The organism is Mesorhizobium loti CJ3sym, from assembly GCF_000472785.1.
GTDB classification, from domain to species: domain Bacteria; phylum Pseudomonadota; class Alphaproteobacteria; order Rhizobiales; family Rhizobiaceae; genus Mesorhizobium; species Mesorhizobium loti_E.
This window is the reverse complement of the sequence record NZ_AXAL01000029.1, coordinates 10,223-35,279: the sequence shown is the minus strand read 5'-3', so window position 1 is coordinate 35,279 and position 25,057 is coordinate 10,223. Positions and strand designations below refer to the sequence as shown.

The 25,057-nt window shown below is 65.2% G+C and carries 19 protein-coding genes; 8 read left to right on the top strand and 11 right to left on the bottom strand.

Going from position 1 to position 25,057, the window contains the following annotated elements; all coding sequences use genetic code 11:
* Window positions 1-296 precede the first annotated feature (296 nt).
* On the bottom strand, window positions 297-1,028 hold the full coding sequence (locus A3A9_RS0130410) for a DeoR/GlpR family DNA-binding transcription regulator (RefSeq protein WP_027062009.1): 732 nt from the start codon (window positions 1,026-1,028) through the stop codon (window positions 297-299).
* Between the two features lie 129 nt (window positions 1,029-1,157).
* Window positions 1,158-1,772, bottom strand: coding sequence for a TetR/AcrR family transcriptional regulator (locus A3A9_RS0130405; protein WP_027062008.1), 615 nt, complete (start codon window positions 1,770-1,772; stop codon window positions 1,158-1,160).
* Window positions 1,773-2,044: 272 nt separating this feature from the next.
* On the opposite strand from A3A9_RS0130405, the gene A3A9_RS0130400 reads away from it, so the two are divergent.
* The 6 genes from A3A9_RS0130400 to A3A9_RS0130375 all read left to right on the top strand — a co-directional run bounded on the left by A3A9_RS0130400 (window position 2,045) and on the right by A3A9_RS0130375 (window position 9,716).
* Window positions 2,045-2,542, top strand: coding sequence for a (2Fe-2S)-binding protein (locus A3A9_RS0130400; RefSeq protein ID WP_027062007.1), 498 nt, complete (start codon window positions 2,045-2,047; stop codon window positions 2,540-2,542).
* A complete protein-coding gene (locus A3A9_RS0130395) occupies window positions 2,539-3,597 on the top strand; it encodes an FAD binding domain-containing protein (protein WP_027062006.1) in 1,059 nt (352 codons plus the stop codon). The genes A3A9_RS0130400 and A3A9_RS0130395 overlap by 4 nt, the downstream gene beginning before the upstream one ends.
* On the top strand, window positions 3,587-5,845 hold the full coding sequence (locus A3A9_RS0130390; protein WP_027062005.1) for a xanthine dehydrogenase family protein molybdopterin-binding subunit: 2,259 nt from the start codon (window positions 3,587-3,589) through the stop codon (window positions 5,843-5,845). The genes A3A9_RS0130395 and A3A9_RS0130390 overlap by 11 nt, the downstream gene beginning before the upstream one ends.
* Before the next feature lie 105 nt (window positions 5,846-5,950).
* Window positions 5,951-6,424 (top strand): (2Fe-2S)-binding protein, encoded by a 474-nt coding sequence (locus tag A3A9_RS0130385; protein ID WP_027062004.1) that lies wholly within the window; start codon window positions 5,951-5,953, stop codon window positions 6,422-6,424.
* Window positions 6,421-7,404: an FAD binding domain-containing protein gene (locus A3A9_RS0130380; RefSeq protein ID WP_027062003.1), complete on the top strand. Its 984-nt coding sequence runs from the start codon at window positions 6,421-6,423 to the stop codon at window positions 7,402-7,404. The genes A3A9_RS0130385 and A3A9_RS0130380 overlap by 4 nt, the downstream gene beginning before the upstream one ends.
* Window positions 7,401-9,716, top strand: a complete 2,316-nt coding sequence (locus tag A3A9_RS0130375) for a xanthine dehydrogenase family protein molybdopterin-binding subunit (protein ID WP_027062002.1) — start codon at window positions 7,401-7,403, stop codon at window positions 9,714-9,716. Before A3A9_RS0130380 ends, A3A9_RS0130375 begins: the two co-directional genes overlap by 4 nt.
* Window positions 9,717-9,780: 64 nt before the next feature.
* On the opposite strand, the gene A3A9_RS0130370 is transcribed toward A3A9_RS0130375, so the two are convergent.
* A complete protein-coding gene (locus tag A3A9_RS0130370; protein ID WP_245279159.1) occupies window positions 9,781-11,022 on the bottom strand; it encodes a hypothetical protein in 1,242 nt (413 codons plus the stop codon).
* A 214-nt stretch (window positions 11,023-11,236) separates the two neighbouring features.
* Here A3A9_RS0130370 and A3A9_RS39760 point away from each other — a divergent pair, with 214 nt between their 5' ends.
* Window positions 11,237-11,545, top strand: a complete 309-nt coding sequence (locus tag A3A9_RS39760; RefSeq protein WP_051371276.1) for a hypothetical protein — start codon at window positions 11,237-11,239, stop codon at window positions 11,543-11,545.
* Window positions 11,546-11,561: 16 nt separating this feature from the next.
* On the opposite strand, the gene A3A9_RS0130360 is transcribed toward A3A9_RS39760, so the two are convergent.
* Both A3A9_RS0130360 and A3A9_RS0130355 read right to left on the bottom strand, forming a co-directional pair.
* Window positions 11,562-12,443 (bottom strand): EamA family transporter, encoded by an 882-nt coding sequence (locus A3A9_RS0130360; RefSeq protein WP_033838892.1) that lies wholly within the window; start codon window positions 12,441-12,443, stop codon window positions 11,562-11,564.
* 196 nt (window positions 12,444-12,639) lie between these two features.
* Window positions 12,640-13,725: a sensor histidine kinase gene (locus A3A9_RS0130355; protein ID WP_027061999.1), complete on the bottom strand. Its 1,086-nt coding sequence runs from the start codon at window positions 13,723-13,725 to the stop codon at window positions 12,640-12,642.
* Between the two features lie 276 nt (window positions 13,726-14,001).
* Here A3A9_RS0130355 and A3A9_RS0130350 point away from each other — a divergent pair, with 276 nt between their 5' ends.
* Window positions 14,002-14,406 carry a host attachment family protein gene (locus tag A3A9_RS0130350; protein WP_027061998.1) on the top strand — a complete coding sequence of 135 codons (405 nt, stop codon included), beginning with the start codon at window positions 14,002-14,004 and terminating at the stop codon, window positions 14,404-14,406.
* 135 nt (window positions 14,407-14,541) lie between these two features.
* On the opposite strand, the gene A3A9_RS0130345 is transcribed toward A3A9_RS0130350, so the two are convergent.
* Genes A3A9_RS0130345 through A3A9_RS0130320 form a run of 6 tightly spaced genes read right to left on the bottom strand, consistent with a single transcriptional unit; the run spans window position 14,542 to window position 24,960 of the window.
* The gene (locus A3A9_RS0130345; RefSeq protein ID WP_027061997.1) at window positions 14,542-16,032 is read right to left on the bottom strand and encodes an efflux transporter outer membrane subunit; all 1,491 of its coding nucleotides are present in this window, start codon (window positions 16,030-16,032) and stop codon (window positions 14,542-14,544) included.
* Between the two features lie 11 nt (window positions 16,033-16,043).
* Entirely contained in the window at window positions 16,044-19,211 is a 3,168-nt protein-coding gene (locus tag A3A9_RS0130340; protein ID WP_027061996.1) for an efflux RND transporter permease subunit, read from the bottom strand.
* 3 nt (window positions 19,212-19,214) lie between these two features.
* Window positions 19,215-20,492, bottom strand: a complete 1,278-nt coding sequence (locus A3A9_RS0130335) for an efflux RND transporter periplasmic adaptor subunit (protein WP_027061995.1) — start codon at window positions 20,490-20,492, stop codon at window positions 19,215-19,217.
* Window positions 20,476-23,625 carry an efflux RND transporter permease subunit gene (locus A3A9_RS39755; protein WP_051371274.1) on the bottom strand — a complete coding sequence of 1,050 codons (3,150 nt, stop codon included), beginning with the start codon at window positions 23,623-23,625 and terminating at the stop codon, window positions 20,476-20,478. Before A3A9_RS39755 ends, A3A9_RS0130335 begins: the two co-directional genes overlap by 17 nt.
* Window positions 23,622-24,767, bottom strand: a complete 1,146-nt coding sequence (locus A3A9_RS39750) for an efflux RND transporter periplasmic adaptor subunit (RefSeq protein ID WP_161634555.1) — start codon at window positions 24,765-24,767, stop codon at window positions 23,622-23,624. Before A3A9_RS39750 ends, A3A9_RS39755 begins: the two co-directional genes overlap by 4 nt.
* Entirely contained in the window at window positions 24,748-24,960 is a 213-nt protein-coding gene (locus A3A9_RS0130320) for a hypothetical protein (protein ID WP_027061994.1), read from the bottom strand. Before A3A9_RS0130320 ends, A3A9_RS39750 begins: the two co-directional genes overlap by 20 nt.
* Window positions 24,961-25,057 lie beyond the last annotated feature (97 nt).

The window sequence follows — 25,057 nt, the reverse complement described above, 5'->3', positions numbered from 1 at the left end:
ACTTCTCTTACTTTTTTTGTGACTTTTCCATCAGCTTGAGCAAATGTCAAATGAAGCTTGGCTGCTCCCCTAACTTCATCATCCACGGGCGAAGCAGGAGCGAAGCTCCGTCGCGGAGACCCGAGGATCCATGCCGCGACATAGGTCAAAGAACACGGCGGAACAGAATTCTGCACTCCTGCGGCGCGCCAGAGTCCCGACACACAGGCTCCTCGGGTCTGCGCCGCGTCGCTGCGCTCCTTGCTCCGCCCGTGGATGACGAATCGATGGGCGTTTGCGCCAATCGTCGAGAACAATCAGAACGAGCCCGGCCCGGCCTCCCCATGTTCGGTGATCACCGCATCGAAGCCATCCATGCCGGAGAAGAAGGCGCGCTTGAGTTTGCCGATCTTGCTCGAGTCGATGACCAGGTAGTTTTCTCGCGCCACGCTCATCACCTTCTGCTTCACCACCGCCTCGTGGAAATGCTCGCAGGTGGCGCCGCGCTTGGCGTCGACGCCGGCGGCCGACAGGAAGGCGGCGTTGATGCCGACGCTCTTCAAGATGTCGAAATCATGCGTGCCCGAGAAGGACGCCGAAGCCGGATGATAGACCCCGCCCAGCATGATGATCGTCACATTTGGCTTGCGGCTCAGCCGCTCCGCGACATTCATGGCGTAACATATTGCCGTTATTTGATAATTGTCGGGAATGAGGTCGATCAGATGGATCAGCGTCGTGCCGCAGTCGACGAAGATCGTCTCGTCGGGCCGTATCTTGCGCACCGCGTGCGCACAGGCCTCGCGCTTCGCCGCGGCATGGCTGTCGGCAGCGGTCGCCAGTTCGTAAGGGGTGTCAGTGTCGATCTCGGCTGCCGCCAATATGTGCCCTCCGAGATAGGCGATCTGCCCCTGATTGGTGGCGATGTCGCGCCGCACCGTCATCTCGGAGACGCCGAGCAGCGCTGCCGCTTCGCTGAGATGGATAACCCGCCGCTGCGACAGCAGATCGATCAGCCGTGCCGTCCGTTGCGCTTTGCGAGCAGTCATGCGTGGGGCCTGTTGGTCACCTGAAATGTGAGGATTTTAACAACCGCTCGCGTTCGGATGCAAGCGCGGTGTGTGGGCGCGTCCTGCAGGGCTTGCCTGGAGCCGATCGCGCAGACCATCAGGCCTTGGCTACTTCCCTGCCCCGAACCGCAAGCCATCCATCAAAAGCTTAACCAGCCGCCGCGAGCGGTCGCGCCATTCCGGCGTGTCGGGGGCGGAGTAGATGCCCGACAGCGCATGCAGCACGTCGGAGGCATCGACATCGTCGCGAATGGTGCCGTCGGCCACCGCCGCCTCGACCAATTGCCGCAAGGCTTGCGACACCCGCCCCGACGTGTCGGAAAACAGTGTCGAATTGGTGGAGATCAGGATGCGCAGGCTGGTCGCCAGGCCGCGCTTGGTGGCGATATAGTCGACGAAGCGCCGCATCCATTCTTCCAGCGCGACATCGGAGGGATTTCTTGACGCAAGTTCGCCGGCGGCGGCGCACAGCGCCTCCGCCTCGCGGCGATAGACCACCTCGACCAGGTGTTCGCGCGTCGGGAAATGCCGGTAGAGCGTGCCGATGCCAACACCGGCGCGGCGCGCGATCTCCTCCAGCGAGGCATCGATGCCGCGCTCGGCAAACACCGCCGCCGCCACCTCGACCAGACGGTCGCGGTTGCGCTGTGCGTCGGCACGCAGCGGCTTTTCCTCCGCGGCCTTCTGTTCGATGATGACGGCTTCGGCCAATTTTTTCTCCACGGACGAAATATGGGACTTGAACCCGGCCAGGCCAAGCCCCAACTAATAAACGGAGGCACCTCCGCTTTAGTGGAGTGCCTTTATCATATAAGAAGGGGAACGGGTATGTCACGTCTTTCGAACCTGCAAGCCGACATCTCCCCTGCCCGCCCGTCTCTCGGGAGATCCGCTGTCACCTCAGCCTGCACCTGACCATAAGGTCACCTTGCCCTTCTCCGGCAAGGCACCAGTTCACTTCCCATCCGCGTCAAGCAAACTGGAGCCAGACGCCCATGACCAGCCTTCCCATCACGCTCACCATCAACGGACACCGACACGAACTGGAGGTCGATCCACGCGTCACCCTGCTCGACCTCTTGCGCGAGCGGCTTGATCTCACCGGCACCAAGAAGGGCTGCGACCGCGGCCAGTGCGGCGCCTGCACGGTGCTGGTCGACGGCAAGCGCATCAATTCCTGCCTGGCGCTGGCGGTCAGCCATGATGGCGCCAATGTCCTGACCATCGAAGGCGTCGCCCGTGGCGAAGAACTGCATCCGGTGCAGGCCGCCTTCATCGCCCATGACGGCTTCCAGTGCGGTTTCTGCACGCCCGGCCAGATCATGAGCACGCTCGGCCTGATCTCCGAGGGCCAGGCCGGCGACGATCCCGAACGCATCCGCGAGGGGCTGAGCGGCAACATATGCCGCTGCGCCGCCTATGGCGGCATCGTCGAAGCCGTCCTGGAAGCCCAGGAGCAACTTGCCAAATCCGACCGGAGGACCGCGGCATGAGAGACTTCGATTACATCCGACCCGCCACCATTCCCGATGCCATCGCGGCGGCGGCCGAGCCGGGTTCGGCCTACCTGGCCGGTGGCACCAATCTGCTCGATTTGATGAAGGGCGGCATCACCAGCCCCGAGCGCATCGTCGACATCTCGCGGCTGCCGGAACTCAACCGCATCGAAAGGCTGGAGGATGGCGGCCTGCGCATCGGCGCGCTGGTCCGCAACGCCGATCTCGCCCATGACGCGGCATTCGCCAAGGCCTATCCGATGGTGGCGGAAGCGCTGCTGTCGGGCGCCTCGGCGCAGCTTCGCAACGCTGCCACTGTCGGCGGCAACCTGCTGCAGCGCACGCGCTGCAGCTATTTCTACGACACCGCCAGCGCCTGCAACAAGCGTGTATCAGGCGCCGGCTGCGCGGCACTTGGGGGCGAGAACCGCCTGCACGCCGTGCTTGGCTGGAGCGATGCCTGCATCGCCACCCATCCATCGGACTTCTGCGTGCCGCTGGTGGCGCTTGACGCCGTCGTCGAGATCGAGGGCAAGCAGGGTCGGCGCCATGTCACGCTGGCGGAATTCCACCTGCTTCCCGGTGAGACGCCGCAGCGGGAGAATGCGCTGGAGCCCGGCGACCTGATCGTCGCCGTGCGCCTGCCGGCGGAGGCCGCCTCCTTCGCCGCCAATGCCCGCTACCTGAAAATCCGCGAGCGCACCTCCTATGCCTTCGCTGTCGTCTCGGCCGCCGCGGCACTTGTCGTAGACGGCGGCAAGATCCGCGCCGCAAGGCTGGCGCTGGGCGGCGTCGCGGCCAAGCCGTGGCGGGCGCGCGCGGCCGAAGCCGTGCTGCTTGGTGCCGACGCCAATGAAGCGACCTTCGCCGGCGCGGCCGATGCCGCCTTGGCCGATGCCAGCCCCTCTGGCGACAATGCGTTCAAGATCGAGCTTGCCCGCCGCATCGTTGTCAGGGCGCTGACATCAGCGCAGGCGGGAACGCCCGAGCGGCTGCCGGCCCTGCCTGCCTCCCCCTTTTCCTCCATTCCCGGAGCGCGCCATGACGCTTGAACTCAGCCTCAACCAGCAACCCGCCCATACCAGGCAGGGCTCCAGCATCGGCCAGCCGCTGACCCGCCGCGATGGCTTTCTCAAGGTCACCGGCGCCGCCCGCTATGCCGCCGACAACCATCCGTCCGGCATGCTCTATGCCGTGCTCGCTGTCTCCAGTATCGCGCGTGGTCGCGTTGCCGCGCTCGATGTCGAGGCGGCCAAGGCGCACAAGGGCGTGGTCGAGGTGATGACGCCCAGGAACCGGCCGGCGCTCGCCGCCGACCCGGACGCCAAGGACCATCCCTTCATGTTCCGGCTCGACCTGCTGCAGAACGAAGAGGTTCGCTACCCCAACCAGACCATCGCCGTGGTGATCGCCGAGACGCTGGAAGCGGCGACCGAAGGGGCGGCGCTGCTCTCGCCGCGCTATGAGGCGTTGCCGGCACGCGTCGGTCTCGACGACGCCGAAAGCTTCGTGCCGCGTGGTGTCGGCGTCGGCAATCCGGCGGTGCAGCACAAGGGCGATGTCGAGGCCGGCCTCAAATCAGCAAAGACGCGGATCGAGGCCACCTACGAGACGCCGGCCCAATACCACAACGCCATGGAGCCGCATGCCATTGTCGCCGCCTGGGATGGCGACAAGCTGTCGATCGACACACCGAGCCAGGGCCTTGCCATGGCGCAGGGCCGCATCTCTGGACTGTTCGGCATCGCGCCGCAAAACATCCACATCCGCAGCCCCTTCCTCGGCGGCGGCTTCGGTTCGAAAGGCATGATTTCCGGGCCGCAGGTGCTGGGCGTCCTGGCGGCGCGCCTCGTTGGCCGCCCCGTCAAGCTGGTGCTGCGGCGCGAGCAGATGTACGGGCCGGTCGGCCACCGTGCGCCGACACGCCAGACCTTGCGCATGGGCATGGATGGCGAGGGGCGGCTGACGGCGATCCACCATCACGCCAAGACCGCGTCGAGCACCTTCGACGATTTCTTCGAACCGGCGGCGGACGCCTCGCATACGCTCTATGCCAGCCCGGCCATCACCACCTCGCACGAGGCGGTGCGGCTCGACACCGGGACGCCTCTGTTCATGCGCGCGCCCGGCGAAGCCACCGGCTCGATCGCGCTGGAAAGCGCTATCGATGAGGCGGCTCACGCCTGCGGCATGGACCCGCTGGAATTCCGGCTGCGCAACTATGCCGAGGTCGAGCCGATGACCGGCAAGCCGTTTTCCTCCAAGGCACTGCGCGAATGCTATAGTCAGGCCGCGAAGGCATTCGGCTGGGCAAGCCGCCCGCTGCAGCCCCGCTTGATGCGCGACGCCGACGGTTTCCTCACCGGCTGGGGCGTGGGCACGGCGACATTCCCGGCCATCATGTTCCAGGCCGAAGCGCGTGCGGTGCTGAAGGCCGATGGCAGCGGCCTGATGGAGACCGGCGCGCAGGACATGGGGCAAGGCGCCTGGACCGCTTTTGCGCAGATCGCCGCCGACGGGCTGGGGCTCGACATCGACCAGGTCGATTTCAGGGCCGGCAGCTCCGACCTTCCCAATGCGGGCATAGCCGGCGGCTCCGGCCACACGGCGACGGCCGGCATGGCGATCCACAACGCGGGTGCGGCCGTCATCGCCAGGCTTGCCGATCTCGCCACCGGCAACGAGGCCTCGCCACTATTCGGCGCCGACAATGAGGGCGTTGTGGCGCGCGGCGGGCGGCTGTATCGCCGCGACGATGAGAACCGGAGCGAAAGCTATGCCGAGATACTGACCCGCGCGGGCCTCACCGAGATCGAAGGCCATGGCAAGGGCGCTCCGGACGCGGCGTCCCAGGAGACCTATGCCAAGCACGCGCATGGCGCCGTGTTCGCCGAAGTGAAGGTCGATCCCGATTTCGGCCAGATCCGCGTCACCAGGCTGGTCGGCGCCTTCGCCGCCGGGCGGGTCATCAATCCCAGGCTGGTGCGCAGCCAGTATTATGGCGGCATGATCTGGGGCGTCTCCTTCGCGCTGCACGAGGAAGCCATCACCGACCGGCGCTCGGGCCGGATCCAGAACGCCAATCTCGCCGAATACCATGTCCCGGTGAATGCCGACGTGCCGTCGGTAGAGGCGATCCTGATCCATGAGGACGACCCTTACGTCAACGCGCTCGGCATCAAGGGCGTCGGCGAAATCGGCATCATCGGCACGGCCGGCGCGGTCGCCAACGCCGTCTGGCATGCAACCGGCGTGCGGCCTCGCCGCTTTCCGATCCGCATCGAGGACCTGCTGGGGTGAGAAGTGACGAAAGCCCGGAGCGAAAGCGCCGGACGGACAGGTGGGCCTCCACCTGTCCAACATGAAATAATTTCACCAGCGTCAAGCAACTGGAGCCCGACGCCCATGACGAAAATCCCCGTCCATCTCGACATTAACGGCACCCATCATCACCTGGAACTCGAACCCCGCGTGACGCTGCTCGATGCCTTGCGCGACCGGCTCGGCCTGACCGGCACCAAGAAGGGCTGTGACCATGGCCAGTGCGGCGCCTGCACCGTGCATGTCGACGGCGAGCGCGTGCTGGCCTGTCTGACGCTGGCGGCCCAGACCGAAGGCCGCACCATCACCACCATAGAGGGGCTTGCACGGGAGGGCGAACTGCATCCCGTGCAGGCTGCCTTCCTCGAGCAGGACGCCTTCCAGTGCGGCTATTGCACTCCCGGCCAGATCATGTCGGCGGTGGCCTGCATCCGCGAAGGCCATGCCGGCTCGGACGAAGAAATCCGCGAATACATGGCCGGCAATCTCTGCCGCTGCGGCGCCTATCCGCACATTGTCGCCGCTGTCCGCCAGGCAGCGCTGGAGGTCGCGTCATGAGGGATTTTTCCTATTTTCGCGCCAGCTCGCTTGATGCGGCACGTCAGGCAGCCGCCCTGCCCGGCACCATGCTGCTGGCCGGCGGCACCACGCTGATCGACCTCGCCAAATGCGGCGTCGCCGAGCCCGACACGCTGGTCGACATCACCCACCTCAAGGGGCTGGACCGGATCGACGTGAATGAGCGCGGCGCCACCATCGGCGCTCTCGCCAAGATGGGTCATATCGCGGACCATGCCGACATCAAGAGCCGCTTCCCCGCAATCTCCGAGGCGCTGTGGCAGGCTGCCTCAGCGCAGATCCGCAACATGGCGACCATCGGCGGCAATCTGATGCAGCGCACGCGCTGCCCCTATTTCCGTGGTCCCGCGAATTTTTCCGCCTGCAACAAGCGCGAGCCTGGCTCCGGCTGTTCGGCGATCGGCGGCGTCACCAGGGGCCACGCCGTGCTCGGCACAAGCGAGGCCTGCATCGCCATGTATCCCGGCGACCTCGCCACCGCTTTGGTCGCCTTCGACGCAACAGTTCATCTCGGCGAACGCAAGCTCCTGGTCGACGACTTCTTCCTGCTGCCCGGCAGCACGCCCGACAGGGAACACGCGATCGAACCGGGTGAGATGATCACCTCGATTGAAATCCCCTCATCCGCCGCTGCCCACCGCTCGACCTATCTGAAGATCCGCGATCGGCAATCCTATGAATTCGCCGCCGCAAGTGCCGCGGTCGGCATCGAGTTCGAAGCCGATGGCCGCACCATCCGCGACCTGCGTGTCGCGCTCGGCGGTGTCGCGACAAAACCATGGCGGGCACGAGCCGTGGAAGAGGCGCTGAAAGGCAAGGTCCTGGAACCGGAAACCGTTCGCGCCGCCAGCCGGCTCGCCGTCGAAGGCGCCGTCGACCATGGCGCCAACCACTACAAGATCGAGCTCGCTCCGCGCGTTGTCGCGCGCGCCATCCTCAAATTGGGAGAGACGGCATGACCGTTCACATCGCAAGCACTGTTCACGTCGGAAGACATGGCGACGCATCGGACGGCGCCTTGGCTGAAGCCGTTGGCGGCCGGCTGTCGCGCGTCGATGGCCCGGCCAAGATCACCGGTGCCGCCAGATACGCCGTCGAGCAGCAGCTTGAAGGGCTCGCTTATGCCGTGCTGGTCGAAAGCACGATCGCCTCAGGCAAGGTGCGCGCGATCGACACCAAAGCGGCCGGGGCGGCGCCGGGCGTGCTCAAGGTGCTCACCCCGGACACCATCATCAGCCTCAAGGGCGCCTCCGACTGGTTCGGCACGCCGCCGCTCCACAAAACCTACTGCCCGCTGGCGCGCGACATCACCTTTTCGGGCCAGCATGTCGCCGCTGTCGTCGCCGACACCTTCGAGCAGGCGGTCGCCGCAGCCGCGCTCCTCAAGGTCAGCTATGACGAGACGCCGGCAATCGTCGACCTCAGCGACGGCAAGGCCGGCGACGGCATTCCGATCGACGCCATGACCAAGGAATGGGGCGACGCGCCCGCCGCCTTCGCCTCGGCGCCGGTGCGCATCTGCGCCGCCTACAACACGCCGCGCGAATACCAGGCGCCGATGGAGCCGCATGGCCTGATCGCCCGCTGGGAAGGCGATCATCTCACTGTCTGGGAGCCCAGCCAATGGCTTGACGGCATGGCCCGCACCTATGCCGAATGGTTCGACATACCGTTCGAGAATGTCCGGCTGGTCTCGCCCTATATTGGTGGCGGCTTCGGCTCCAAGGCGCTGGCGCTGAGCCACGGCGCGGTGGCCGCTAGTGCGGCCAAGATGCTCGGCCGGCCGGTGCGGCTGGTGATGACGCGGCCGCAGACTTTTACCGGCTATGGCGGCCGTGCCGCGACGCGGCAGACGGTGACCATCGGCGCCGGCCATGACGGCGTGATCCAGTCGATCGTGCATCGCGGCGTCAATGAAACCTCCATGGACGGCATGTGGGTCGAGCCGCTGGGCTCGGTCACCTCGATCATGTACGCGACGCCGAATTTTTCCTCGAAACAGAATGTCGTGCGGGTGAATTCGGTGGTGCCGGGCGCCATGCGCGCGCCGGGCGAAAACCCTTCGGCCTTCGGCATCGAAAGCGCCATCGACGAGCTTGCCTATGAGGTCGGCATCGACCCGCTGGAGATCCGGCTGCGCAACTATGCCGAGCAGGACCCGCATGCCAAAAAAGCCTGGTCGACCAGGCAGTTGCGCGAGGCTTTTGCCGCAGGCGCCGAACGCTTCGGCTGGGCCAGGCGCACGCCGCAACCGCGCTCGATGCGCGACGGCAACCAGCTGATCGGCTGGGGTGTCGCCGCCGGCACCTATCCGGTGCGGCGCGCCTACGGCGAGGCGATCGTGCGCATACTGGCCGACGGCTCGGTCGAGGTCGAAAGCTCGTCGATCGACATGGGCCAGGGCACCTACACCATCCTGGCGCAGACCGCCGCCGAAACGGTCGGCGTGCCGGCCGACAATGTCGTGGTGAAACTGGGCGATTCCCGCTTTCCCCGCGCCGGCGTCACCGGTGGCTCGCGGCTGGCCGGCGTCATGACGGGAGCGGTCTACAAGGCAGCGACCTCGGCACTCGACCAATTGGTGGGCTTGGCAATCAGCGACCAGCGCTCGCCTTTCCACGCGCTGCAGGCCAACACGCTGGTCGTCGCCAACGGCCGCATCGCCTCGCCGCGCGGCGATGGCCCCGATATCTCGATCGCCGAACTGCTGAAGAGCGTCGGCCGCGACCATATCGAGGCGACCGGCGACACCATGCCGGCCAATTCGACGGCCGAGGACCGCTACAAGAACTACACCACCATCGCCATGTCGGTGCCGCACACGGAAGGCGACTTTTCCCGTCACTCCTGGTGCGCGCATTTCATCGAGGTGCGCGTCGACGAGGATTTCGGCACGGTGCGTGTGTCGCGCGTGGTGTCGGCGCTGGATTCGGGCCGGCTCTACAATCCGAAACTCGCCGAAAGTCAGTGGAAGGGCGGCATCATCATGGGCATCGGCCAGGCGCTGCTGGAGGAAGGCATCATGGACCGCCGCCACGGCCGCATCGTCAATAACAACCTCGCCGACTACCTCGTGCCGACCAATGCCGACATCCCCGACATCGAGGTGATCTCGGTTGGCATCCCCGACCTGCACTCCTCGGTGCTCGGCGGCAAGGGTGTGGGCGAACTGGCGATTGTCGGTGTCGCTCCGGCCATCGCCAACGCGGTGTTCCACGCGACGGGCAAGCGGATCAGGGATTTGCCGATCACGCTGGAAAAGCTGATCTGAGGGCGAGAGTTGCCAAGCCTCTCTCACGGGAGTTTGGCAGCGCATCGCCAGTGCGATCTCCAGCCTACTCCGGAAAATCCCAGCTCGATCGCGTCAATACATCCGCGGGTGGAAGGATCTCTTCGGTCTTGAGGTCCCGGCGCTGGACCTCATCGGCGACAAATTCTTCGGACGGCCCCAACCCGCCAGTTCTGATTTTCAACGGGATGCCGTCCTGCCTGAGACAGTGGTGAAGGCTCCCATCCTCCATGTTCGGCGTCATGTCGAACCACGCGCATGGCTCGCCCATAACGCTGCTGTTTTTACCGGTGCTTTTCGGTGCGCCGGCGAGACCACGACCATCGGGAAGAATGATCCTTTGTCCGGGCAGGTATCTCTGCAGCATGGAGAGATGCTCGAACGCGCCGCCCTTGAGCGTATTGAAGGATAATTGCTGCCCCGTCTGGTCGTTCCAGATGATGAGATATCGCCGCCCGTCGGCGTACGATCTCTCATCATAGGTCCAGGCATCGTGCCGGCGTACTGTCCTTGTTGCATCTGCAGAATGCATGTGGAGAGCATAGTCCGGAGACTGTTCAACGGCGGTTGCATCTTGCGCCGACTTGTCGTCGAAATGCAGCCATTGCGCGACGTCGAGCAGATCTGCGGGTGGACTAACCTCCTCGGTGGAAACAGGCCGGCGTTCGAGCCTGACCAGCGTCACCTGCTCCTCCGGCGAACCACCGTCACCCAGCACCCTCGCACCGATCTCAATCCCGTCGGCTGTAAGGCAACTCAGCCATTGCGGCCCGTTCTTCATCCGGTCCGGATCGCCGCGCAGGAATTTTCGCACGGTGCATGACTCGCCGGCATGCATTTCTGTTTGCCCGGTCTGGCTTGTTCCGCGTACCCCAAGCGACGATGCGGGTATCTCACGGTAGATCAGGACGGATGAATAGCTGGCCTCTGGATGTGGGCGGATGACGATCGATGTCTGCTTTGCCGGATTTCCATAGATGGTCGCTTGCTGTTCGTCGACACGCACCCAACCGCCATGCTGTGTGACGATCCGCGTTTGTGACCCGGTTGATTTTCCCCACATCTCCTCGGCCGTCATGGTCGCGACATAGTCGGGGATATCGGCTGAGGACGCATAGGGTATGCCGCCTGCCCGCACCGCGGAACTTGCCAGAACGAGTCCCACCATGATCGATAATCTCATCATGGCTTTCTCCCCCGCGCCACACCGCCGCAAGCCGTAGATTTCCCGGCAACAGCGGCGAATTTGCGACTGCCGAGCGGCGATCCGGGGCAGGCCGGCCGTCAACGCCGAACCCCCGAGCGGTATACCGCGACATGACGAAATCCGCCCCCCAACACCCAATGATCTCCGCCAAATGACGATTGTCCTCCAAGAGGCGTAGTCATATTCGCTTCCACGGATTGCCGGCCAACGGTTCCCCGACGGAGCTGCGTAGCGCGCCTGAAGCGCGGCTGTGGTATGACTGCAAGTATCTTATCGGGCAGCGGGAGGAAGTACGATGAGGCATGCACGAAGCAAGATGGCATTTGCCGTTCTGGCCTTGGGATTGTTCCAGGGTCTCGGCGTGGCACAGGCCGAGCAGGTCAAGGCATCGGGTTGTGCAAGAGCCGGCACTGAAGCCGGCTGCATCATTTTGCAGGACGGCGACAAAACTTACCAGATCACCTCTGCCAAGCCGAAACCGGCCATCGACACCTATGGAACCGTGACTGGCACCATCGGCAGCAAAATGACCATCTGCATGGAGGGCAAGCCGCTCGATGCCGCCGAATGGAAGCCGGATCCAGCCAAGGCCTGCACTAACTAACGCGGCGCAGCCGCCCCTACTCCGGCGAAGGCACCGGCGGCTTGGAGGTCAGCGCCGTCCCTGCGGCCGCGACAATGACCGCCGCGATGCCGGCCAGTTGCGGCGCGGTCAGGCTCTCGTGCAGGAACAGGAAGCCGGCGAGCGCGCCGAGCCCCGGTTCGAGGCAAGTCAGCGTGCCGTAGATGCGGGCCGGCATGCGCGTCAGCGCCACCATCTCCAGAAAGAACGGCAGTGCGCTGGAAAACAGGCCAACGAGCAGCGCGCTGATCAGGATCGACGGCGACAGCAGCGCCGTTCCCGCCTGCGCCACGCCAAAGGGCAGCACCAGCACGGCGGCGATCGCCATGCCATAGGCGGTGGTGCGGGTGCCAAGTTCGGCGCCAGCTTTCTGCGCAAGCACGATGTAGAGCGCCCAGAAACCGCCGGCCGCCAGCGCCAGCATCACGCCGGTCGGATCGAGCGGCTGCAGCGAATGGATGAAGGGCGACAACAACAAGATGCCGGCCACCGCAAGCGCGATCCAGGCAAAGTCGCCGGCGCGCCGCGAGGTCAGCGTCGCCACCAGCAGCGGCCCGGAAAACTCGAGCGCCACCGCGACGCCGAGCGGGATCCTGGCAAGAGCCGCATAGAACAGCAGGTTGAGCGCGCAGAGCGTCACGCCATAGGCGACCAGCCACGGCAAGGTGGCGCGCGACGGGCGCATCTGCCAGGGCCGCAGCACCGCGATCAGCATCAGCGCGCCGATGACCAGCCGCAGCGTCGTCGTGCCTTGCGCGCCGATCACCGGAAACAGCGTCTTGGCGAAGGTGGCGCCGATCTGGATCGACACCATGGCCCCCATCAGCGCCGCGACCGGCAAGGGCGCCGCTTCGCGACTGGCAATTGGCGTCGATGTCACTTTGGTTTCTTCCTCCCTGCCCTGCCGGGCATCCGCGCGACCCGGCGGCATGGCTGGCAGCTATGGCCTCCCCGGGCAGGCCTGTCGTGAGGCACCGCGAGACAGTCGGCTGGGGCAAGCGCCGAAATGATGGGAGTATCCGGAGCCGATGTTGCCTGCCATCCACGGCATCGGCGTGGGATCACGCCTGCCCGGACTAAGCGGTAGCGGCAACAGAGCGCTTGAAGACGATGGTAACCCGCGTGCCTTCGCTGGCGCTCGAATTCACGTCGAATTCCGCCTTGGCGTTCTCGGTCAGCGAGCGCGCGATCAGCGCGCCGAGCTTGCCGGGCTTGGGCCAGGTCTCGCCTTCCGGCAAGCCGATGCCGTCATCGGCGACGACAATACGGCAGCCATCGCCGTCAACGATGCTGTGCAGCGTGATCGTGCCGCCGTCGCGCCCTTTGAAGGCATGTTTGAGCGCATTGGTCAAAAGCTCGTTGACCACCAGCCCGGTCGGCATGGCGACGTTGATCGACACCGGATAGGTATCGACCTTCATGTCGAGGCGAATGCCCTCGACCGCGTGCGAGTTCATCACCGCTGACGCGATCTGGCTGAGATAGACGCCGAGATCGACCTCGTCCTTGTGATCGTCGCCCGACAGCGTCTGGTAGAGGATCGCCAGCGCGTCGACGCGGCCGGCAAGCCTCTCGAAGCGCTTCTGGTCCGGCGCGGTCGCGTTGCGTGTCTCCATCCGGATCAGTGCAGTGATCATCTGCAGATTGTTCTTCACCCGGTGCTGCAATTCGCGCAGCAGCGTATCCTTCTCGCGCACGCGCTCCTCGACGGAGCCTGCATCCTCGGTCTCGCCATGGGCCGAGACATCGACCAGCGCCACCAGCCGGAAGCAGACCTTGCCATTGTCGTCCTCGATGACGTTGGAATAGGCGTCCACGATCGCCGGCGTGTCCTGCGCCCGCTCCAGCCGGAACGTGCCGACGAAATCGGTTCCCTCGACCACCGCCTCGGACAACGGCCGGTCCTTCTGCTGGTGCAGGCCGGTGCCGGAAAGTGCCGCCCAGTGCTTCCTGGCAAGACTGGCCGCCTTCAGGCCGGACAGTTTCTCGAATTCCGGGTTGGCATAGACGACGCGTTCCTTCGCACTGAGGTCCGAGACGCCAATGGCGATCGGCACCTGGTCGAGGAATTTCTTGAACTGTTCGCTTTCCAGCGCGCTGGCAAGGTCCGGCGTATCGAGCAACTGCCCGACCGCTTCGGCCTTCTGTGTATCGGATGTCATCGGCGGCGCCTGTGCTGTGCGTGGGCGCCATCAATATCAGCGATGCGATCAGGTCGCTATCGCCAAAGCGGAAGGCAGCTTTTCACGCGCGTATCGGCATCAGGAACAGGCAGGCAGCCTGTTGTCGCGCAGCGGCAACGCCATGGTGATAGCGCGCCGAACTGGACAAGTTGGAGGCAAGTCCATGGAACGCCATGCCAACATGGGGCGTTTAGCCTGACGTCAGCAGGCCACCAATTGGATTTGGTCAGCGACTGGCGCAATTGGAGACTCATTATGGATATTCCCAAAGGCGCGACCGTTGCAGTAGCGGACGGCGAAAAGCTCAATCTGTTTCGCAACTCAGGAGACGAAGCCAATCCAAAGTTGACGGCGTCGGAAGTGGAAGACGTCTCGAATGACAACAAGGGGTCCGGCGCGCGTCATCAAAGTAGCTCCGCCAACCCGGACAACAGTCAGATCGACGAAGATAGCTTCGCGGCAGGAACAGCCGAACTTCTCAACCGACAAGTGCTCGGCGGTCAAATCGCCAATCTGATCGTCATTGCCGCTCCCCGAACGCTTGGGGAACTGCGCAAGCACTACCATCAGAAACTGTCGGCGGTGCTTATTGGCGAGATCGCAAAAGACCTCACCGGGCATTCGGCGCAGGAGATAGAGAAAGTCGTTGCCGCTGCCTAGATGGTCAATCTGACCTTAGAAAATCCCTGCATGTTCACCGCCTGAAGTCTCTCGCCGGAGCAGTTGGCGAGAGTACTCCACTTGATTGCCCGCAGCACGATATCGTCGGCGGCGAACAGGCTGGACGGCCATTCATCACTGCGCCGCCATCTTCGCCAGCCGTGGTCCGGTCTTGACGTCGACGATCTCGGGCTTGCTGCTGTCGACCGCGCCATCCCAGCCGCCGCCCAGCGCCTTGTTGAGGGCGATGTAGTTGGTCGCCAGCAGCACGCGGCTTTGCAGCAGTGAATCCTCGGCCGAGTAGAGCGAGCGCTGTGCGTCGAGCACATCGAGCAGGCTGGTCTCGCCGGCCTTGTAGAGCGTGCCTTCGAGACTTGCCGCCTCGCCATAGGATTTGGCCGACGCGGCGAGCTTGCCGATCCGGATGCGCTCCTGCGCCATCAGCACCAGCGCATTCTCCACATCCTCGAGCGCGGTCAGCACCGAGGCGCGATAGGCGATGAAATACTGGTCGCGCTGGGCGCGGGCGACATCGGCCGCCGCCTGTAATTGCCCGGCATTGAACAGCGGCACGCTGAGCGACGGCCCGAAGGACCAGCCGATGGACGAATTCTTGCCGAGATCGCCGAGATTGAGCGCCGCCGTCGAGATATTTCCCGTCAGGCTGACCGAGGGATAGCGCGCCGCCTCGGCCTGGCCGACCTTGGCGGTGTATTGCGCATATTGCCGCTCGGCCATGCGCACATCCGGGCGCGACAACAGGATGTCGGCGGGGATCCCGGTCGGCATCGGCAAACGCGGCGACGGTATCGGCTTGCCGCGCTTCAGCCGCTCGACGAGTGCGGCCGGCGGCCGACCGGTGAGCACCGAGAGACGATGCACCGCCTCGGCATAGCTTGCTTCCAGCGTCGGCACCGCGGCCTCGGTGCTGGCCGCCTGCCCCATCGCCTTGGCGACATCGGCCGCCGTCGCCGACCCTGCCAGCAACATGGTGCGGGTGAGTTCGGCGGTCTGTCGCTGCGACACGGCCGAACGCCGGGCGAGCGCGATGCGGGCCTGGTAGCCGCGCGCCTGGGTGTAATAGGACGCGACATCGCCAACCAGGCTCAGCAGCGTCGAGCGCAACTCCTCTTGCGACCCATCCACGCCGTAGCGCGCCGCCTCGACACCCCTGCGGTTGGCGCCGAACAGATCGAGTTCCCAACTGGCGTCGAAGCCGGACTGGTACTCGCTGTAGATCGAATTGGCCCCCGATGTGGTCTCCGCTGACTTGTTGCGCGTCACCGACCCGGAACCATCCAGGGACGGCAGCAATGTGCCGGCGCTCTGGCGGTAGCTGGCGCGCGCCTCGCGGATCTTGGCTTTCGCGGTGGCGACATCGAGATTGCCGGCGACCGCTTCCTCGACCAGCGTGTTGAGCGTGGGATCGCGCAGACGCTGCCACCATTGCGACAGCTGCGCCGGCTGGGCGGATTTCGTCGGCTTCTGCCCGCTCCAGTTTGCCGGCATCGGCAGGATTGGCGTTTGATAATCCGGACCAACGACGCATCCGGTGAGAAAAACAGCCGTAATCATGGGCACAATGAGCCGCCCCGCGGCCACCGGGCCACGTTCAAAACCTGTCATGTGAAGTTTCCTTATTGCTGGTTGGCCGTCGCCGGCTTCTCGTCGGTGCCCTGCCCGGTATCCTGCCCAGTATCCTGTTCGGCCGCCCCGCCCTTGAAGATGCGGCGCACGGTGACGAACAGCAGCGGCACCAGGAACACGCCGATCACGGTCGCCGCGATCATGCCGCCCATGACGCCGATGCCGACCGAGTTCTGCGCGCCCGAACCGGCGCCGCTGGCGATCGCGAGCGGCGTGACGCCAAGGATGAAGGCCAGCGACGTCATCAGGATCGGTCGCAATCGTTGTCGTGCCGCCTCCAGCGTCGCCTCGACCAGCCCCATGCCGGCCGCCTGCCGCTCGATGGCGAACTCGACGATGAGGATGGCGTTCTTGGCGGCAAGGCCGATCGTGGTCAGCAGGCCGACCTTGAAATAGACGTCGTTGGTCTGGCCGAAGATGGTCGCCGCCAGCAACGCGCCGAAGATGCCGATCGGCACCGACAGCATGACCGCGAACGGGATCGACCAGCTCTCATAAAGTGCCGCCAGGCACAGGAACACGACCAGCGCCGAAATCGCATAAAGCGACAGCGCCTGGTTGCCGGAAAGCCGCTCCTGATGCGACAGCCCGGTCCATTCGTGGGAATAGCCGGGCGGCAACTGCGCCACCAGCCTGTCGATCTCGTCCATGGCCGCACCCGAACTCACGCCGGGCGCCGCGGCACCCTGGATCTCGACCGCCGCCGAACCATTGTAGCGTTCAAGCCGGGGCGAGCCGAATGTCCAGTGGCTGGAGGCGAAGGCCGAGAACGGCACCATGGCGCCGCTGGCATTGCGCACCTGCCATTTGTCGAGATCTTCCGGCTGCATGCGGAAGTTCGCGTCCGACTGCATATAGACCGGCTTCACCCGCCCGCGATCGATGAAGTCATTGACATAGTCGCTGCCCCAGGCGCTCGACAGCGTGTTGTTGATGTCAGCGAGGCTGACGCCAAGCGCGCTGGCCTTTTCCTGGTCGATGTCGACAGAGAATTGCGGCTGGTCCTCCTGGCCATTCGGCCTTGTGGCGGTGAGCAGCTTGCTCTGCGCCGCGAGGCCCAGAAGCTGGTTTCGCGTCTGGATCAGCGCATCATGGCCGGCGCCATTGACGTCCTGCAGGTAGAAATCGAAGCCGTTGGTGTTGCCAAAACCCTGGATCGCGGGTGGCGCAAGCGCGAAGACCTGCGCATCCCTGATCTCTCGGAAGGCCCCCATGGCGCGGCGGGCAACCGCTTGCGCCGACAAGGTTGGCGATTTGCGCTGGCTGAATTCCTTCATCGGCACGAACGCAATGCCGACATTCTGGCCCGCGCCACCGAAGCCGAAGCCGGAAGCGGTGAAGACCCCTGCGACCGCGTCCTTCTCGTCCTTGAGATAGTGGTTGGTCACCTCAGCCAGCACGCGCTCGGTGCGGTCCTGCGTCGCGCCGACGGGCAGCGACACGCTGGTGATCAGGATGCCCTGGTCCTCTTCCGGCAGGAACGAGCTCGGCAGCCGGGCAAACATCCAGCCCATGGCGACGACGATGGCGAGGAAGATGACGAGAAAGCGCCAGGACCGGTTGATGATGCCGTGCGAGCCGTTGCGGTAGGCCGTCGTGCCGCGGTCGAAGACGCGGTTGAACCAGCCGAACGGGCCGGTCTGCGTCGCATGGTCCTTGGGCCGCCGCAGGATGGTGGCGCACAGCGCCGGCGTCAGCACCAGGGCGACCAGCACCGACAGCACCATCGCCGAGACGATGGTCACCGAGAACTGCCGGTAGATGATGCCGGTCGAGCCGCCGAAGAAGGCCATCGGCACGAACACCGCCGACAGCACGGTGGCGATGCCGACCAGCGCGCCGGTGATCTCGTTCATCGATTTTCGCGTCGCCTCTTTCGGCGACAGATCTTCCTCCTGCATGACGCGCTCGACATTTTCGACCACGACGATGGCGTCGTCGACCAGCAGGCCGATGGCCAGCACCATGGCGAACATGGTCAGCGTGTTGACCGAATAGCCGAAGAAGGAGAGCACGCCGAATGTGCCGAGCAGCACCACCGGCACGGCAATGGTCGGGATGATCGTCGCCCGCAGATTCTGCAGGAAGATGAACATCACCAGGAACACCAGCACGATCGCCTCGGCCAGCGTCTTGACCACCTCCTCGATCGATAGCCGCACGAAGGGCGAGGTGTCGTAGGGGTAGACGACCTCGACGCCTTGCGGGAACGTTGAGCTCAGCCGGTTGATCGTCGTGCGCACCGCTTCCGCGGTGTTGATCGCGTTGGCGCCGGTCGCCAAATTGATCGCGACGCCGGCCGCTGGCTGGCCATTGAACCGGGCGGCCGTCGTATAGCTTTCGGCGCCGAGCTCAACGGTGGCGACGTCATTGAGGCGAACCAGCGAGCCGTCGACCGTGCTCTTCAGGATGATGTTGCGGAACTGTTCGGCGGTTTGCAGCCGGCTCTTGGCGGTCACCGTGGCATTGAGCTGCTGGCCCTTGCGTTGCGGCATGCCGCCGAGCTGGCCGGCCGAAACCTGGGTGTTCTGCGCTTCGATCGCCGAAGCCACGTCACTCGGCATCAGCGTGTATTTGGCGAGCTTGTCGGGATCGAGCCAGATGCGCATGGCATAGCTGGAGCCGAACAGCTGCGTCGAGCCGACGCCTTCGACGCGCTTCAGCGTGTCGTTGATGGTGCTGTCGACATAGTCGGCAAGATCGGTCGAGTTCATCTTGCCGTCACTGGAGACGAAGCCGATGACCATCAGGAAACCGGTCGAGGATTTGGAGACGGTGATGCCGTTGCTCTGCACCACCTGCGGCAGCTGCGACTGCACCAGCTGCAGCTTGTTCTGCGTCTGCACCTGGGCGGTGTCGGGATCGGCGGCGGTGGTGAAGGTCAGCGTGATCGTGGCCGCGCCGGTCGAGGTCGAGGTCGCCGTCATGTAGTCGAGATTGTCGATGCCGGTCATGCCTTGCTCGATGACCTTGGTCACCGAATTCTCGACGGTCGACGCATCGGCGCCCGGATAGGTGGCGCTGATGTTGACGGTGGTCGGCGCGATCTGCGGATATTGCGAGATCGGCAGCGTGGTGAGCGCCAAAAGTCCGCCCAGCATGATCACGATGGCGATCACCCAGGCGAAGATCGGCCGGTTGATGAAGAATGCTGACATCGCTCAGTTCCCGGCCGAGGCGCCTTGCGCCGATTTTTGGCCACTGTCGGCCACCGCTGTGGGAGATGCGGACGAAGAGGTCTGCGCGCGGTCCTTGACCTCGCCGGTTGTCTCGTCGATCGTCACTTCGACGCCCGTCGCATCGCCGCCGGGCCGCACCAGTTGCAGGCCCTCGACGATGACGCGGTCGCCGTCGCCGACACCTGAATCCACCAACCAGTTGTTGCCGACGCTGCTGCGGACAGCCAGCACACGCGTCTCGACCTTGCCCTGCGCGTTGATGACCATGGCGGTCGCCTCGCCCTTGGTGTTGCGGGTCACGCCGCGCTGCGGCACCAGGAAACTGTTCTGGGCAACGCCCTCCTCGACCAGCGCCCGCACATACATGCCCGGCAACAGCAGGCGGTCGGGATTGGGGAACTCGGCCCTGAGTGCGAAAGTGCCTGTCGTCTGGTCGACATTGGCGCCGGCGAATTCCAGCTTGCCGGTCTGCGTGTAGATGGTGCCGTTCTCGAGCTTCAGCTTGACGCTGACATTGGGGCCGCTGAACTTCAGCCGGCCCTCATTGATGGCCTGGCGCAGATTGAGCAGATTGGTGCTCGACTGCGTGACGTCGACATTGATCGGATCGAGCGAACGGATGGTGGTGAGCAGGGTGTCCTGGTTGGCGGTGACCAGGGCGCCTGGCGTCAGCGACGACTTGTCGATGCGGCCGGCGATCGGCGCGGTGATGCTGGTGTAGTTGAGATTGATGCGTGCGGTCTCGACACTGGCCTTGGCCGACGCCACATCCGCATTGGCCTGCGCCAGCGTTGCCGCGGCATCGTCATAATCCTGTTTCGAAACAACGTTCTGCTTCAACAAGCCGGCATAGCGGTCGAACTTGGCCTGCGCGGTCGGAACCGCCGCTTCAGCCTTCTGCTGGGCTGCCTGCGCACTGTCATAGGATGCCTGGTAGCTCGCTGGATCGATGAGGTAGAGCGGCTGCCCGACCACCACCTCGCTGCCTTCCTTGAACAGTCGCGCCTGGATGATGCCGTTGACCTGCGGGCGCACATCGGCGGTCAGCGAGGCTGACGTGCGTCCCGGCAGTTCGGCCGTTATCGCCACCGATTGCGGGTGCAGCGTGACGACGCCGACTTGCGGCTTGCTTGCACCGGCCATGCCGGCGGGAGCTTTGCTTCCCTCCTGCGAACAGGCGGCCAGAAGAACCGTGGCAGCAAGCGCTGCTGCCCAGGGTGCGAGCCGGCGGCGGGAAGACGGGCTAGACTGGATAGACATGGCCTGGATGATCTTTCGCTGGAGTTGCGGTCGCCGTCTGGCTGTCGAGGTCGGATCGTTCCACCAGGAGCCGGGCGAGATGCCGGCCAAGGAAGCGCTGGATGTCGTCCATGAAGGTGTAGACGACCGGAACGTAGACGAGGCTGAGCACGGTCGAGGAGATGAGCCCGCCGATCACCGCGATCGCCATCGGCGCCCGCGTCTCGGCGTCGGCGCCGATACCGAGTGCGATCGGCAGCATGCCGGCGCCCATGGCGATCGATGTCATGACGATGGGCCGTGCCCGCTTGCGGGCAGCATCGAGCAGTGCGTCGAAGCGGCTCATGCCACGCTCCTTCTGAGCGACCAAGGCGTACTCGACAAGCAAGATCGAGTTCTTGGCCGCAATGCCCATCAGCATCAATATCCCGATCAGCGGCGATATGCCAAGCGCCTTGCCGGCAATCAGCATGAAGCCGAGCGCACCGCCGATCGAAAGCGGCAGCGCGACCAGGATGGTCACCGGCTGCACGAAGCCGCGGAAAAGCAGCACCAACGTCAGGTACATAAGCAAAATGCCGGCGGCGATCGCGGTGGCAAAGCCGGAAAACAGCTCCTGCATGCGTTGGGCATCGCCCCGCGCCAGCTCCTGCACGCCGGCGGGCAGGCTCCGCATCGCCGGCAAGGCATGGATGGCCGTGGTCGCCTGGCCGAGCGTCATGCCGGAAAGATCCGCCTCTATCGTGGCGCTGCGGCTGCGCCCGACCCTTGTGATGCTGTTTGGCCCGGCATCGAAGCCGATATCGGCGACGGCGCCCAGCGGCACGGTGCCCTTGCTGCCGATCAGCGGCAGCATGGCCAGTTTCGCCGGATCGTCGATGGCGCCGTCGGGCAAGGTCACCACGACAGCCACCTGGCGGTCGCCTAGATTGAACTTGGCCAGGCTGGTGTCGGTGTCGCCGATGGTGGCGATCTTGACCGTTGCCGCGATCTCGGTCGGCGTGACGCCGAGTTCGGCCGCCCTGGCACTGTCGGGGCGCACGATCAGCTCCGGCTTGGTCGTCGCCGCCGTCGAGGTCGGGTTGATCAGGCCGGGCACCGACTTCATCCCGTCGATCAGCGCATCGCTCGCCTTTTCAAGCGCCGCGCCGTCGTCGCCGACCAGCGTGATCGCCACCTTGGCGCCGGCAAAGCCGTCGGCGCCGAACTGGATGCGGGCGCCTGGAATAGCGTTGAGCTTCGGTGACGCCTCGGCCTCGAACTGCTGCTGGCTCACCCTGCGCGCGCCACGCGGCTTCAAATTGACGGTGACATTGGCGCTGCGCACCTCAGCCGATGTCGAGCCGCGGTTCGGGCCGCCGCCCGAGGCGGCCGCAGTGCCGATCGTGGCGAAGATGCTGTCCACTGCCGGCTCGTCCTTCAGGCGCCTTGTGATGTCCTGGACGACAGCGGTCGTCTGTTCGATCGTCGATCCCGGCTGCAGCTCGACCGAAATCATCGAGCGGCCGCGATCGGTCGCCGCCATGAATTCAGTCGGCAGTTTGGTTGCCAGCCCGAGCGAACCGGCGAAGAAGGCGATGCCGGCGACGAGCGTGATCCAGCGATGGTCGAGCGCCTTGCGCAGCAGCCAAAGATAGGTCGGCACCCAGGCCGGCATGTCGTCCTCGCTATGGCCGCCGGCGCGCACCAGATAGGCGCCCATCAGCGGCGTCAGCATGCGCGCCACCAGCAGCGAGAACAGCACCGACACGCAGACCGCGACGGCGAAGGAGAAGAAGAATTTTCCGGGAATGCCGGGCATGAAGGCGACCGGGAGGAACACCGCGACAATGGTCGCCGTGGTGGCGACCACGGCCAGCCCGATCTCGTCGGCGGCCTCGATTGCCGCCTGGTAGGCGCTGGCGCCGGTCTGGCGCATATGGCGCACGATGTTCTCGATCTCGACGATGGCGTCGTCGACTAGGATGCCGACCACCAATGACAGCGCCAGCAAGGTGATGTTGTTGAGCGAAATGTCGAACGCCGCCATGACGGCGAAGGTCGGGATCAGCGACAGCGGCATGGCGACCGCCGACACCAGAGTCGCCCTGATGTCGCGCAGGAACAGCCAGACGACGCCGATGGCGAGCAGCGCGCCAAGCCACAGCGCCTCGAACGCGGCGTCATAGCTTTCCTGCACGAAGCCGGACGACGAGGTGACTTCGGTGAATTTCGCGGTGTCGGTCTTCGCGCTGATGCTCGCGATCGCAGATCGCGCAGACTTGACCACGTCGATCTCGCTCGATCCGACCGAGCGGTAGACGTTGAAGGCGACGACCTGCCGGCCGTCGAGATAGGCGGCCTGGCGCGGCTTTTCCCAGCTGTCGACCACGCGGCCGAGGTCCGAGAGCTTGACGCCGCCAGCGCCATTCAGCGCGATGCGTGTGTCGGCCAGCGCCTCGACGGTTCCGGCACTGGCCAGTGTGCGCACCGACTGCTCCTGGCCGCCGACGCTGGTGCGCCCACCCGGCTGGTTGACGTTGTTGGAGGCGAGCGTCTGGCTGACATCGCCGGCGCTGATGCCGAGTGCTGCAAGGCGGTCCGGATCAAGCTCGACGCGGATGACCCGGTCGACGCCGCCCGAACGGGTGATCTTGGAGACACCGTCGACGCCGAGCAGCGCCTTGGCGACATCATTGTCGATGTACCAGCTCGGCGCGTCCGGCGACATTGAAGGCGCTTCGACGACATAGGTCAGCACCGAATTGCCTGATGCGTTCATCTTGGCGACGACCGGCGTCTGCGCCGCGGCCGGCAGGCTTGACTGCACTTCCGACACGGCGTTGCGGACATCGTTGGTCGCCGTCTCGGGATCGGTGCCCAGCGTGAACTCGACCGTGGTGACGGAGGAGCCCTCGCTGATCGAGCTCGAGACGTCGTCGACGCCTTCGAGCGTCGCCACGGCGTTCTCGACCACGCGGGCCACCTGCACCTCCATTTCGCTGGGCGCCGCACCCGGCTGCGAGACGTTGACGGTGACCGTCGGCAGGTCGATGTCCGGCATGTTGTTGGTGCGCAGTTGCATGAAGCCGTAAAGGCCGGCGATGGTCAGCGACAGGAACAAAACAATGGTCGGCACCGGGTTGCGGATCGACCAGGAGGAAATGGCATTCATCGCGCCGCCTCCGCCACCTTGCCGGCGGCATCAGTGCCGGCTTGCGCATCCGCGATACGCACCAGATTACCGTCGCTGAGGAAACCGGCGCCGGCGACAACGACGCTGTCGCCTTCCGACAGTCCGCCTTCGATGGCGACGCGGCCATTCTGGTGCCCGCCGACCCTCACCGCACGCGCGCTGGCCTTGCCGGCGGCATCGACGACGAAGACAACAGGCTTGCCGTCCTGCCAGACAAGGGCTGCCTCGGCGACGCTGAGCCTTTGCGAGGCGGCGCCGGTAATCGAGACGCGGGCGAACATGCCGGGCTTCAGGCCCGAGCCAACGCCCAGCCCGACATAGACGGTGGCGAGCCGCGTCGTCGAACTGACCGTCTGCGCGATCGAGGAGACGCTGCCGGCGAAAGTCCGGCCTGACGCATCGACAACATTTGCCGCCTGCCCGACCGAGATCGCCGGCAGGTCCTTTTCCGGGACAAGCACGCCGACCTCCAGCCTGCTGTCGCGGATGATCTTCATCAGCTCTGTGCCGGCCTGGACGATCGAGCCGGCGACCGCGGGCCGGTTGGAGACGATGCCGTCGAAGGGGGCGCGGATGGTCGCCTGGTCGAGCTCTGCCTGCAGCCGCTCAGCGGCGGCCTCGGCCTGCGCGACCCCGGCCCGGCCGGTCTTGACGGCGGTGGTCTTTTCCTCGGCCGTCTCAGCGCTGATTGCCTTGCTGGCCAGCAGCCTGTCGGCGCGGCCGGCGGCGGAGACGGCGGTGTCCAGCGTCGCCTGGGCCTGGTCGACCGCAGCCTTTTGCTCGGCCAGCTGTGCCTTCAGCACCGAGGCGTCGAGCCGCGCCACCACGTCGCCGGCGCGCACATGGTCGCCTTCGCCAACCAGCACTTCGGTCAATTTGAGGCCCGATGTCTCGGCGCCGATGGTTGCTTCCTGCCAGGCAGCGACGGTGCCGGTGGCGCTGATCGACGAGGCGATGGCCTGCGAGCGCACCTTTTCGACGGCAACCGTCAGGCTGACGCGCGGCGCCGCCACCTGCGCGGCGACTGTCGCGCGGCCATAGGCGCCCAGCGCCGCCGTAGCGACCAGGACGACCAGCACGCCCGCCAGGACAAGATAGGTCTTACGCGATCTTGCGGTCATGATGTCCATGGCAGTTAGGCTGCTGCGAAGCCGGCAGCGACAGCCGCCAGGCGGCGAAGCTCAGGCGCACCGCGCCCTTCAGCGTATCGGCAGGCAAGGCCGGCAGCGTGGCGGCATGGCCGGCGCGCCGGCCGAGCGAGAATTTTGGGGTGACCGATGCGATCAGCCGCAGCATCATCATGGCTTCCCACATTGTCGTGTTTCCATTTGTGGATTGGGCATGGTTGGAACGTTGGGATGGCGGCGAGCCGCCATCCCTGAGAAAACCGGCCGGCCCGAGAACGGGTTGA